Source organism: Pseudoflavonifractor phocaeensis (genome assembly GCF_016901955.1).
Taxonomy (GTDB): Bacteria; Bacillota; Clostridia; order Oscillospirales; family Oscillospiraceae; genus Flavonifractor; species Flavonifractor phocaeensis_A.
This window is the reverse complement of record NZ_JACJLC010000026.1, coordinates 22,789-34,986: the sequence shown is the minus strand read 5'-3', so window position 1 is coordinate 34,986 and position 12,198 is coordinate 22,789. Positions and strand designations below refer to the sequence as shown.

The 12,198-nt window shown below is 59.1% G+C and carries 10 protein-coding genes and 1 tRNA gene; 9 read left to right on the top strand and 2 right to left on the bottom strand.

All coding sequences use genetic code 11. From position 1 onward, the window contains the following. The 6 genes from H6B51_RS08070 to H6B51_RS08045 form a co-directional block, all read left to right on the top strand. The coding region (locus H6B51_RS08070; protein WP_243421190.1) for a PHP domain-containing protein at window positions 1-778 on the top strand (778 nt) is incomplete at its 5' end. 386 nt (window positions 779-1,164) lie between these two features. Next, window positions 1,165-1,659, top strand: coding sequence for an NADH-quinone oxidoreductase subunit NuoE (nuoE, locus tag H6B51_RS08065; RefSeq protein WP_204883188.1), 495 nt, complete (start codon window positions 1,165-1,167; stop codon window positions 1,657-1,659). A 143-nt stretch (window positions 1,660-1,802) separates the two neighbouring features. Next, entirely contained in the window at window positions 1,803-2,360 is a 558-nt protein-coding gene (locus H6B51_RS08060; RefSeq protein WP_204883187.1) for an ATP-binding protein, read from the top strand. After that, a complete protein-coding gene (locus tag H6B51_RS08055) occupies window positions 2,357-2,725 on the top strand; it encodes a (2Fe-2S) ferredoxin domain-containing protein (protein ID WP_204883186.1) in 369 nt (122 codons plus the stop codon). Before H6B51_RS08060 ends, H6B51_RS08055 begins: the two co-directional genes overlap by 4 nt. A gap of 13 nt (window positions 2,726-2,738) precedes the next feature. After that, window positions 2,739-4,541, top strand: coding sequence for an NADH-quinone oxidoreductase subunit NuoF (locus H6B51_RS08050; protein WP_204883185.1), 1,803 nt, complete (start codon window positions 2,739-2,741; stop codon window positions 4,539-4,541). A gap of 14 nt (window positions 4,542-4,555) precedes the next feature. After that, complete coding sequence (locus tag H6B51_RS08045) at window positions 4,556-6,310, top strand: NADH-dependent [FeFe] hydrogenase, group A6 (protein WP_204883184.1); 1,755 nt, start codon at window positions 4,556-4,558, stop codon at window positions 6,308-6,310. A 266-nt stretch (window positions 6,311-6,576) separates the two neighbouring features. On the opposite strand, the gene H6B51_RS08040 is transcribed toward H6B51_RS08045, so the two are convergent. Together H6B51_RS08040 and H6B51_RS08035 are read right to left on the bottom strand one after the other, a co-directional pair. Further along, a complete protein-coding gene (locus H6B51_RS08040; RefSeq protein ID WP_204883183.1) occupies window positions 6,577-7,188 on the bottom strand; it encodes a DUF1599 domain-containing protein in 612 nt (203 codons plus the stop codon). An 83-nt stretch (window positions 7,189-7,271) separates the two neighbouring features. Then, window positions 7,272-7,357: transfer RNA gene (locus tag H6B51_RS08035), tRNA-Leu, on the bottom strand. Window positions 7,358-7,728: 371 nt separating this feature from the next. On the opposite strand from H6B51_RS08035, the gene H6B51_RS08030 reads away from it, so the two are divergent. From H6B51_RS08030 to H6B51_RS08020, 3 genes are all read left to right on the top strand, one after another. Then, window positions 7,729-8,025, top strand: a complete 297-nt coding sequence (locus H6B51_RS08030; protein ID WP_204883182.1) for an STAS domain-containing protein — start codon at window positions 7,729-7,731, stop codon at window positions 8,023-8,025. A gap of 140 nt (window positions 8,026-8,165) precedes the next feature. After that, window positions 8,166-9,917: an MATE family efflux transporter gene (locus H6B51_RS08025; RefSeq protein ID WP_204883181.1), complete on the top strand. Its 1,752-nt coding sequence runs from the start codon at window positions 8,166-8,168 to the stop codon at window positions 9,915-9,917. 60 nt (window positions 9,918-9,977) lie between these two features. After that, window positions 9,978-12,011, top strand: coding sequence for a SpoIIE family protein phosphatase (locus H6B51_RS08020; RefSeq protein ID WP_204883180.1), 2,034 nt, complete (start codon window positions 9,978-9,980; stop codon window positions 12,009-12,011). The last annotated feature ends 187 nt before the right edge of the window (window positions 12,012-12,198 follow it).

The following is a 12,198-nucleotide window of genomic DNA, read 5'->3' as shown; positions in this document are numbered from 1 at the left end:
GCCTGCGGCGCGGACGGGCGACAGGCAATCCTGCCCCACTCTGCCCGGAAAGCCGGTGTTTCTCTTGAAATATTACTATGACCTCCACCTTCACTCCTGCCTGTCGCCCTGCGGCAGCGAGGACATGACCCCTGCCAACCTGGCGGCTATGTGCGCCCTGGCGGGGCTGGAGATCGTGGCCCTCACCGACCATAACACCACCGGCAACTGCGCCCCTTTCTGCCGGGCCGCCGCCGGACATGGCCTGCTGGCCCTTGCCGGTATGGAATTGTGCACCCAGGAGGACATCCACGTGGTCTGTCTTTTCCCCAGCCCCGAGGCCGCTCTTCCCTTTGAGGACTATGTCTCCGCCCATCTGCCCCAGATCCCCAACAAGCGCGACCTGTTTGGTCCCCAGATCCGTATGGGGGACGAGGATCAGATCCTGGGGGAGGATGACCGATTCCTGGCAGGCAGTACCGATATTCCCATCTATGAGGTATCCGGACTGGTGGCAGAGTTCGGCGGGGTCGCCGTTCCCGCCCACATCGACCGGCCTTCCTACTCCCTTCTGGGGGTGCTTGGCCTGTGGGACCCCGATCTGAGGTTTGCTACCGCCGAGCTCTCCCACAACTGCCCCCCCGATTTCTCCCAGCGGCCCGACCTGGCTGGCCTGCGGCTTATCACCAGCTCGGACGCCCACTACCTGGAGCAGGTGTGGGGCGCGGAGCACAGCATGGATCTGCCCGATCGCACCCCCCAGGCCGTTCTGGACTGGCTGTCAGGGAAGGTGCCCTGAGCAACTGGTCTGTCAGCTTGACAAACAGCTCTGTTTGTCAAGCTGACACTTTTTTGCCAATTTTAAAAAACCAATCTCTTTTCAGCCCCTTCCTGAGAACAACCACACTTGTTTCCATCTTCCTTCCCACCCCGCTTTCTGCATTTCATTTCATTTTACCTTTTCAGGCCAAAAAATTCTCCTCAGAGGGGGTTAATCAAGCTTTTCCGGCCTTTACAAGAAAAGTTTGATGTGATATACTTTTCACAAAGTTGCCAAGCCGTCTGTCCCTTCCACCGCGGTCTCGTGATCTGCGGAACATGCCGGTGGGCCTGTGGCAGGCGGCTCCCTTTTTCACGTCGGCGGAACGCGCCGGCCAAACCAATCCAGAAAGGAAGGACAAGTTCATGCCAAACTGCAAGACCATTGTTCCTTACCGGGGTACACCGGAGCAGGAAGAACGCCTGCGCCAGGTGATCGCCCAGCACAAGGGACAGCCGGGCGCCACCATGCCTGTACTCCAGGCCGCCCAGGAGATCTTCGGCTACCTCCCTGAAGAGGTACAGATCATCATCGCCGAAGGCCTTGATATCCCCCTGTCTGAGGTGTACGGCGTCGCCTCCTTCTATGCCCAGTTTACCCTGAATCCCAAGGGTAAATACCAGATCTCTGTCTGTCTGGGCACCGCCTGCTATGTCAAGGGTGCCGCCGCTATCCTCAACGCGGTGGAGCAGAAGCTGGGGATCACCCCCGGCACGATCACACCTGACGGCAAGTTCTCCCTGGATTCCTGCCGCTGCGTGGGCGCCTGCGGTCTGGCCCCGGTCATGATGGTTAATAACGACGTATACGGCCGTCTCACCCCTGACCAGGTTGGCCCCATCCTGGATATGTACAAGTAAGAAGCACGCAGGCGTGCGGAGCAGCGCGGATGAACCGTAGCGAGGGCGAGCGCCGGGCTGCTGTGCGGCCCAAAACCAGCCCGAGACGGAGGAATGCCGCGCGTTGCGGAGCCGCCGCAGCGTGACAACGGGAGGTGTCTGATTTGAAAGAAATCGCCCTTCACGCCCTGGACATTGCCCAGAATTCCACCGCGGCCCAGGCCAACCGGCTGGATATCAGCCTGTCAGAGGGTGAGGGACAGATCTCCCTCACCATTGCCGACAACGGCCGGGGCATGAGCCCCCAGTTGCTGGCTCAGGTAAGCGATCCCTTTACCACCACCCGCACCACCCGGAAAATGGGGCTGGGGCTGCCTCTGCTGCGCATGGCGGCCGAGCAGACCGGCGGCGTTATGTCCATCGACAGCACCGAGGGCGTGGGCACCACCGTTACCGCCGTGTTTTCCGCCCAGCACATTGACTGCCCCCCCGTGGGAGATATGGGTACGACGATCACCTTTCTGCTCCAGGGAAATCCCGACCTCCACCTGTGCTACCGCCACACGGTGAACGGGCGGCACTTCCTACTGGACACCGACGAGCTCCACGCCCAACTGGGCCCGGACATCTCTCTGGCGGAGCCCGAGGTCATCCTCTGGATCAGAGACTATTTACAGGAACAGGAACTTCTGTTACGAGAAAACGAGGAGATGAAAACATGAAAAGTCTTGCGGAACTGCAGGCCATTCGTGACCGGATGCGTGGGCAGATCGATCTGCGCGACTCTGGTGACGACCGCATCCGTGTGGTAGTAGGCATGGCTACCTGCGGCATCGCTGCCGGGGCCCGTCCCGTTCTCAACGCTCTGCTGGAAGAGGTCAATAAGCGCAACCTGCAAAACGTCACCGTATCCCAGACCGGCTGTATCGGCGTGTGTCGTCTGGAGCCCATTGTGGAGGTCTATGTGCCCGGCCAGGAGAAGGTCACCTACGTGAAGATGACCCCCGACAAGGTTGCCTCCATCGTCAGCGAGCATCTGGTCAACGGCCGGGTGGTGGAAGAGTACACCATCGGCGCGGCGGAATAAGGGAGGGTGACTGATGAGCTTTATTCGTTCCCACATCCTGGTCTGCACTGGTACCGGCTGCTCTTCCTCCAACAGCGTCAAGATCATTGAGGAATTTGAAAAGCAACTGGTCGCTCAGGGCATGGACAAGGAAGCCAAGGTAGTCCGTACCGGCTGCTTCGGCCTGTGCGCGCTGGGCCCCATCGTCACCATCTATCCCGAGGGCGCCTGCTACACCCACGTCACCGTGGAGGACGTGGAGGAGATCGTCTCCGAGCACATCGTCAAGGGGCGTATTGTCAAGCGTCTGCTAAACAAGGCTGTCGGCGAAGAGGGCCCCGTTACCTCCCTCACCGAGACCCGGTTCTACAAGCACCAGCAGCGCATCGCCCTGCGCAACTGCGGCGTCATCAACCCGGAGAGCATCGACGAGTACATCGCCGTGGACGGCTACGCCGCCCTGGGCAGGATCCTTTCCGAGCAGATCCCGCCCCAGCAGGTCATCGACACCATCAAGGCCTCCGGCCTCCGGGGCCGGGGCGGCGCCGGCTTCTCCACCGGCCTGAAGTGGCAGTTCACCCACGACGCGGTGAGCCCCGACGGGGTCAAGTTCGTCTGCTGCAACGCCGACGAGGGCGACCCGGGCGCCTTCATGGACCGCTCGGTGCTGGAGGGCGACCCCCACACCATCATTGAGGCCATGACCATCGCCGGCTACGCCGTGGGGGCCCACCAGGGCTACATCTACGTCCGGGCGGAGTACCCCATCGCCGTCAAGCGGCTGGAGACCGCCATCGGCCAGGCCAAGGAGTACGGCCTGCTGGGCAAGAACATCTTCGAGTCCGGCTTCGACTTCGACCTGGAGCTGCGGCTGGGGGCCGGCGCCTTCGTCTGCGGCGAGGAGACCGCCCTCATGCGCTCCATCGAGGGCCACCGGGGCGAGCCCAAGACCCGTCCCCCCTTCCCGGCGGTGAAGGGCCTGTTTGACCGGCCCACTCTGCTGAACAACGTGGAGACCTACGCCAATATCACCTGGATCCTCAACCACGGGGCAGAGGCCTTCGCCGCCATCGGCACCGAGAAGAGCAAGGGCACCAAGGTGTTCGCCCTGGGCGGCAAGATCACCAACACCGGCCTGGTGGAGGTGCCCATGGGCACCACCCTGCGCACCGTGGTGGAGGACATCGGCGGCGGCGTCCCCGGCGGCAAGAAGTTCAAGGCCGCCCAGACCGGCGGCCCCTCCGGCGGCTGTATCCCCGCCTCCCTCATTGACACCCCCATCGACTATGAGTCTCTGGCTTCCATTGGCTCCATGATGGGCTCCGGCGGTCTCATCGTCATGGACGAGGACAACTGCATGGTGGACATCGCCAAGTTCTACCTGGAGTTCATCGTGGACGAGTCCTGCGGCAAGTGCGCCCCCTGCCGAATCGGCACCAAGCGGCTGCTGGGACTTCTGACCAAGATCACCGAGGGCAACGGCGAGCCGGAGGACCTGGATACCATTGAGGAGCTGTGCAACCACATCAAGCAGTCCGCCCTGTGCGGTCTGGGCCAGACCGCCCCCAACCCGGTGCTCTCCACCCTGAAGCACTTCCGGGAGGAGTACGAGGCCCACATCTACGAGAAGCGCTGCCCCGCCGGCGTGTGTAAGGCCCTGATCCAGTACGTGGTGGATCCCACCAAGTGTAAGGGCTGTACCCGCTGCGCCCAGGGCTGTCCCACCGGCGCCATCTCCGGCGCGGTGCGGGCCCCCCATATCATCAACCAGTCCAAGTGCATCAAGTGCGGCGCGTGTATGGACCACTGCCGCTTTGACGCCATCAGCAAGCAGTAAGGGAGGGAACGGACATGGACGAAAAGATGGTATCTCTGCGCATCAACAACATCCCCGTCACCGTTCCCGCCGGAACTACGGTGCTGGAGGCCGCCCGCAACGCGGGCATCAAGATCCCCTCGCTGTGCTTCCTGAAGGACATCAACGAGATCGGCGCCTGCCGCATCTGCGTGGTGGAGGTGAAGGGGGCCAAGAGCCTGGTGGCCTCCTGCGTCTACCCCGTGGCCGAGGGCATGGAGGTGTTTACCAACACCGACCGGGTCCGCAAGTCCCGCCAGCTCACTCTGGAGCTCATTCTGTCCAATCACCGGATGGACTGCCTCACCTGCGCCCGCAACTCCCACTGCGAGCTGCGCCAGCTGGCCGCCGACCTGGGCATTGACGCCGTGCGGTACGCCAGCGACAATATGTATCCTCAGATCGAGGAATCCGCCCCCCACCTGGTGCGGGACAATTCCAAGTGTGTGCTCTGCCGCCGGTGCACCGCCGTATGCCGGGCCACCCAGGAGGTAGGCGTCATCGGTACCAACGACCGGGGCTTTGCAACCCACATCGGCTGCGCCTTTGACCGGGACCTGAACGAGGTGGACTGCGTCTCCTGCGGCCAGTGCATCGTGGCCTGCCCCACCGGCGCCCTGTCCGAGAAGGACGACACCGGCAAGGTGCTGGCCGCCCTGGCCGACCCCACCAAGCACGTGGTGGTGGGCCCCGCCCCCTCCGTCCGGGTGACCCTGGGCGAGTGCTTCGGCCTGCCCATCGGCACCAACGTGGAGGGCCAGATGGTCACCGCCCTGCGCCGGCTGGGCTTTGACAAGGTGTTCGACGTGGACACCGCCGCCGACTTCACCATCATGGAGGAGGGCACCGAGTTCCTGCACCGCCTGAAGGAAGGGGGCACCCTGCCCCTCATCACCTCCTGTTCCCCCGGCTGGATCCGGTACATGGAGCAGCACGCCCCCGACATGATCCGCAATGTATCTACCTGTAAGTCGCCTCAGCAGATGTTCGGCGCCCTGGTGAAGACCTACTACGCCGAGCAGATGGGCATTGATCCCCAGGATATCTTCGTGGTATCCATCATGCCCTGCACCGCCAAGAAATATGAGGTTCGCCGGGAGGAGCAGCGGCTGCCCAACGGCTGTATGCCGGTGGACGTGTCCCTCACCACCCGGGAGCTGGGCCGCATGATCACCCAGGCCGGTATGCTCTTCGACCACCTGCCCGAGGGCCAGTTTGACGAGATGCTGGGCATCTCCACCGGCGCCGCCACCATTTTCGGCGCCTCCGGCGGCGTGATGGAGGCCGCCCTGCGCACCGTGGTGGAGCAGCTCACCGGCGAGGGCATGGCTCCCCTGGAGTACCATGAGGTCCGGGGCATGAAGGGGGTCAAGGAGGCCACCTATACCCTGCCCAACCGCACGGTGCGGGTGTGCGTGGCCTCCGGCCTGCACAACGTGAAGCTGGTGCTGGACGGCATCCGGGACGGCTCCATGCAGTACGACTTCGTAGAGTTTATGGCCTGCCCCGGCGGCTGCATCAACGGCGGCGGCCAGCCCCTCCAGCACGCCGACGTGCGCAACTTCACCGACCTGAAGGCCCTCCGTGCCGCTGCCCTGTATAAGCAGGACGAGGACATGGAGTACCGCCGCAGTCACGAGAACCCGGTGGTACAGACCGTCTACCGGACCTACCTGGGCGAGCCCGGCGGTCCCAAGGCCCACGCCCTGCTCCACTGCTCCTATATCAAGCAGAAGCGTTACCGGGTATAATATTGATCGAGGGCGCTGCAAATTCGCATTTTGCAGCGCCCTCGTTTTTGCTTCATAGAGGCATCGAACGGCCCCATGGCGCCCCCTGTCCCTATCGCCATCGGGTTACCGTGACATTTCCTGCATGATTTCCTTTCCTGTACAAACTACGCCCCGCCTGGCAAACAGTACGGCATACTGTTCGCCAAACGGGGCGTAGTTTGATTTTATTGGTTCTTTCCATAAAAGCGCCACAATTGAACTTCGGCTATACGCCAGGTCTTGGCTCAACCCCGGAAAACCAGGTCGGCCTCCATCTTGATAAGGGCAAAGACGCAGTAGTTGATAATGTCATACAATTGGGCCATAATGCCCTCCGAAACGGTGCACCTTCCCTTGTTGCGCAGAATCTTTCTGATTCGATACACCCGGATGATAACCTGATCCGTCATAGAGGTCAGGGACATACTCTTCCAGGCATCTCCATAGTCTGTGTTCTTTTTGATCAGCAAATCCCGGACCCTGGCCATCTGCGTCTGATAGGCGCTGAACAGCACCGCCTCGTCCACCTCATCCAGCTTCTCCAGGTTTTCGGCAATGTCGTCACCGCTGGGCAGGCCTGCCACCCCATCCAGCTTGATCAGGAACATAACACAGTAATTGATGATGCCCACATACTCCACGTCCCTGCCCTCGGGAATACAGGCCTGATCCTCATGTTCCTCCAGCGTACGGATACGCTTAGCCTTCCGCCAAATTTCATCGTTCAGGGACTGGAATCGATATAAAAACCATGTGGGACCATAGTCGGCGTTCTTGCCCTTGAACAGCTGGAAGCAGTAATCCCGAATATGATCAAATTGCCGCAGCAGCTGGCTCTCCGTATCAGCCTTGACCAACGCTCACCGCTCCTTCCCTAATTCTTCATCACTCACCCAGGCTTGAAAAAAATCGGAGCAAGCCTGCAGGCTTGCTCCGACGATGGTGCCGGTGGTGGGACTCGAACCCACACAGTGTCGCCACCGGCGGATTTTGAATCCGCTGCGTCTACCATTCCACCACACCGGCACAATATGGCCGAAAAACATTATACACGATAATAGATCGGTTTGCAAGCCCTACTTACCGGTCTTCCTGGTCCCGGCAAAACTCCACAAAACCCAGCAGGCAATTTTTCCGGACAGGACCGGGCACTGCAGAAGTTTATCCACAGAAAAACTCGATTGGTGTTGCATATCCTCCGGCAACCGTTTATAATTTTTATACAGTATACCCTTCTTTGTGCGGGTCTATTTTCCATAAGAACCAACTTGCTACAAGAAGGCCAGATGCTTTCAGGGGTGGTCCCGGCACTGCCCGAAGATGGATATTTCCGGGCTGCGGCATATTGGCCGACCTGACAGTCTGTGATTACTGGGGGAAACTAGGGAGGTTATCATATGGATATCAACAAATCTGTGGAAGGTAAAACTCTGACCATCGCTCTGACCGGCCGGCTGGACACCACCACCGCGCCTCAATTGGAAGCTGAACTCCGGGATTCTCTGGCGGGCATCAACAGCCTGGTCCTGGATTTTAAGGCCCTGGAATACCTGTCCTCCGCCGGCCTCCGGGTGATCCTTACCGCTCAAAAAACCATGAACCGCCAGGGCACCATGGTCATTCGCAATGTGAATGAGACGATCATGGAGGTCTTTGAGGTCACTGGCTTCTCGGATATCCTGACCATCGAATAGCCTCGATTCTCCCAAGGCCACGCACCCCGCTCCGGGATCAATACGATATCCCTGTTCGGACAAGTGTGCGCAGCGCTGAAAAGACGGAAGGGATCGCCCCAGCGCGTTCTCCCTTCACGCAATAAGGAAGGGTCAAAGCTATGCAACTCAAATTATCTCTACAGGAAACTGTATTTGTACGGAAGTCCTTTTACCGCTTTTTTCTGCCCAGCCTGCTCTCCTGTCTGGGAATCGCCGCCGGAGGACTGGCCGACTGTATCTTTGTTGGCAACACCATCGGCCCGGTGGGCATGACCGCCATCAGCATCGGGCAACCCGTTTACATGCTGTTCAATACCATCAGTTGCTCGTTGTCTATCGGCGGCTCCATCCACTACGCAAACGCCCTCAGCGAAGGCAAGCAAGACGAAGGTAATCGCATTTTTTCCAATGTGCTGTGCACCGATCTGCTGCTGAACATCCTCATCTGCGCGCTAGGCCTCATCTTCCTGCCGCAGGTCCTCACCTTCCTAGGAGCCGGAACTCCGGGCACAGAGGTTTGGGATAATTGCGAGGCTCTGGTACGGGCGCAGCTTACCTTGGTACCTATTATGTTCTGTCAGGGACCATTTTACTATTTTGTCAACTGTGACAACAATCCCAAGCTGGCCGCCGCCGCCTTCGTCACCAGCAACACCCTGGACATTGTGTTCAACTATGTCTTTGTGGTGCTGATGGATATGGGCGTGGCCGGCTCCGTATACTCCACCGCTCTGGGCGCCTCCGTGATGATTCTTATCAGTCTTACCCACTTCATCAAAAAGCGGGGCTGCCTCCGGTTCCGTTGGTGCAAGTATCAGTTCTCCACGGTGTTTACTTCCTTTAAGACCGGCTTTGCTACCTCGGTACAGTACGTATACCAATTCATCACCATCCTGGTGTGCAACCGCCTGCTCATGAACATCAGCGGTGAGCTGGGTGTGGCGGTATTCGGTATCGTATTCAACGTGGCCCTGGTGGCTGCCTCCGCCTACGACGCCATCAGCATGGCCCTTCAGCCCATGGTAAGCACCTTCCTGGGGGAACACAATCGGCTCAATATCCGATACACCCTCCGTCAATCCTTCAAGGCCGCCTTCGTGATCATCGTTTTGCTGATGGCCTTGTTGCTCGGTATCCCCCAATGGGTATGCTTCGCCTTTGGTCTGCGCACCGCCGAGGAAATGGCCATGGGCGTTACCGCCATTCGCATCTATGCCCTATGCGTTCTTCCCTCCGGGATCAATATGGTGCTTACATACTACTATCAAGCCCTAAACCGGGAGTTTACCAGCTATCTGCTCTTTACGCTCCGCTCCTTTGTTTTCTACCTGCTGTTCAGCTTTCTTCTCAGCGTGGGCGGCGTGGATGTGTTCTGGTGGGTTTACCCCTGCACTGAAACCGCCACATTGGCGGCCATATGGATCTACAACCATCGCAAGGGCACCTGGACCTACCTGGATAAGGACGACAACCAGGTATTCAGCGCCTTTCTGGACAGCGAAAACGCTGATTTGGGCGCAATGGGTCAGGCCGTATCCACTTATATGGAAAGCATCGAGGCAAGCCCCACCCAGAGTTATTTTGCCGCCATCGCAGTGGAAGAGATTTGTGGGGTAATCCTCAGCAAGGCTTTTTCCACCAGCCGGGGGTATATCCAGTTTACCATTGTCCCCCACGAGGACGGCACCGTCACCCTTCATCTGCGGGATAGCGCCAAAGCCTTCAACCCCTTTGATATGAACACCGACGATATCAGCCTGGAGGACGGGACCGGGCTGGACGCCATCGGCGTCAAAATGATCAAGAGCAAGGCCAAGGAATTTTTCTATCGCCGGTATGCCGGCTTCAATACGCTGGTGGTACGGGTCTGACAGGAGTACTGCCGGTACCCCTGGCCTTGGAGCCAGGTTGAGGGAAGGAGATTGATTCCTATGAAATCAAAAGTGAGATTCTCCCTTGGGAAAAAGCTCACCGCCATGATCGTCATCCTCAGCGTGGCCCTGAGCCTGGTGTCCATCGCGGTGAGTTACCGGATTTTTAGCACCACCATGAACAATTATTACACTCAGTTGGGCACTAACCTGGTCCGCACCCTGGCCAGCCAGTTGGATCCCACCGATCTGGATCGCTATTTTGAGACCCAGGAGATGGACGACTCCTACTACCAAACACAGAATTTCATTCGGGATATGGTGGAAAACAACAACGTGGAATACCTCTACGTGGTTCGACCCAACGGCGACGGCGTCACCTTCCTGTTCGACTCCGACATGGACCTGGATGCCGGGGGCACCTACAGCGACGGCGGCTACTGCGCGCTGGGTACCTTTACCGGCCTTGGCGGTGAGTTTGCCGCTAACCTGGATAATCTTCTGGCCGGTCGGCCGGTAGACCCCATTATCCAGCATGATCCCAGTTACGGCTGGCTGATGACCGCTATGACCCCGGTGCTCCACGAGGACGGTACCATGGCGGGTTATGTGATGGCGGACATCAGCATGAACGATGTCATGAATACCCAGCAGACCTTCCTGTTGGCGCTGGGCACCCTGTTGGTGGCCCTCACGGTGATCTTTATCGCTCTCTTCCTCACTATCCTGCGGCGGAAGGTGATCAAGCCCATAGATCAGCTCACCCAAGCCACCGGCGCCTTTATCCAGAACAATCAGGATGAACTGGCCACTGGTACCGCCTTGGTAAATGTACCGGACATCAAGACCGGCGATGAGGTGGAACTGCTGGCTAACTCCTTCCGGAAGATGGAGGAGGACATGATCTCCTACATCCGCAGCTTTATGGAGATCACGGCAGAGAAGGAGCGCATCGGCGCTGAGCTCAACGTAGCCACCCAGATCCAGGCGGATATGCTGCCCCGGATCTTCCCCGCCTTCCCCGAGCGGGCTGAGTTTGACATCTACGCCAGCATGACCCCCGCCAAAGAGGTGGGCGGCGACTTCTATGACTTCTTCCTGGTGGACGAGGATCATCTGGCCCTGGTCATCGCCGATGTGTCTGGCAAGGGCGTCCCGGCGGCTCTCTTCATGGTCATCACAAAGACCCTGCTGAAAAACTCCGCCCAAACCGGCCTCTCCCCCAAGGATGTACTGCAAAAGGTTAATAACCAGCTGTGTGAGAACAACGAGGCCGAGATGTTCGTCACCGTGTGGCTGGGCATTTATGAGATCTCCACCGGAAAACTCATCGCCGCCAACGCCGGCCACGAGTATCCCGCGATCTACCGGGCGGAGGATAACACCTTCACACTGCTGAAGGATAAGCATGGCTTCGTGCTGGCCGGTATGGAGAATTCCCGGTATCGGGAGTATGAGCTCCAGCTCAATCCTGGAGACACCATTTTTGTCTACACCGACGGCGTGGCCGAGGCCACCAATATAAACGAGGTCCTGTATGGTACCGACCGGATGCTGGATGCCCTCAACCGCAATCCCGGCGGCAGCCCCACTCAGCTGCTCCAGCTGGTAGGTGAGGACATCACCGCCTTCGTGAATGAGGCTCCCCAGTTTGACGACATCACCATGCTGGCCCTGAAGGTCAGGGGTGAGAGCGGTACCAGTCAGAAGCTCCAGGTGGAGCCTACCCTGGAGAGCCAGCCTCTGGTGTGCGACTTCCTGGAAGCCCTGCTCTCCCGGTATCAGGTACCTGAGAAGGTCATCTTCCAGGTCAACGTAGCCGCCGATGAAATCTTCTCCAACATCGCCCAGTACAGCGGAGCCACTACCGCCTCGGTGGGCTGCGAGATCATCGGCAACCGGATCATCATCCGTTTCCTGGACGATGGTATCCCTTACGACCCCACCGATCATCCCGATCCTGATGTGACCCTGCCGGTGCAGGACCGCTCCATTGGCGGGCTTGGCATCTACATGGTTAAAAACAGCATGGACCGGATGACCTATGAGCACGCCAACGGCTTTAACTCCCTGACCCTGGAAAAGACCTGGTAAGCATATTCCCCGCGCCGTATCACGCGGCTTACAGGCACGGTTCGTGGAACCCGCCTGTAAGCCGCGCTTTTTATGGCCCTGATTTCTGGTTTTGGTCCGCCGCAACCACAGGTTGCGGAAATTCCAAGCGGACTTTCTGGTCTGCTCCAGCTGAATTTGTTACACTGATCCCATCTGGTACCACAGA

What these genes read in the sequence shown, in the direction of transcription:
- nuoE (WP_204883188.1), top strand. Translation starts at nt 1,165, where the DNA reads ATGCCAAACTGCAAGACCATTGTTCCTTACCGGGGTACACCGGAGCAG.
- H6B51_RS08055 (WP_204883186.1), top strand. Translation starts at nt 2,357, where the DNA reads ATGAAAAGTCTTGCGGAACTGCAGGCCATTCGTGACCGGATGCGTGGG.
- H6B51_RS08050 (WP_204883185.1), top strand. Translation starts at nt 2,739, where the DNA reads ATGAGCTTTATTCGTTCCCACATCCTGGTCTGCACTGGTACCGGCTGC.
- H6B51_RS08045 (WP_204883184.1), top strand. Translation starts at nt 4,556, where the DNA reads ATGGACGAAAAGATGGTATCTCTGCGCATCAACAACATCCCCGTCACC.
- H6B51_RS08030 (WP_204883182.1), top strand. Translation starts at nt 7,729, where the DNA reads ATGGATATCAACAAATCTGTGGAAGGTAAAACTCTGACCATCGCTCTG.
- H6B51_RS08025 (WP_204883181.1), top strand. Translation starts at nt 8,166, where the DNA reads ATGCAACTCAAATTATCTCTACAGGAAACTGTATTTGTACGGAAGTCC.
- H6B51_RS08020 (WP_204883180.1), top strand. Translation starts at nt 9,978, where the DNA reads ATGAAATCAAAAGTGAGATTCTCCCTTGGGAAAAAGCTCACCGCCATG.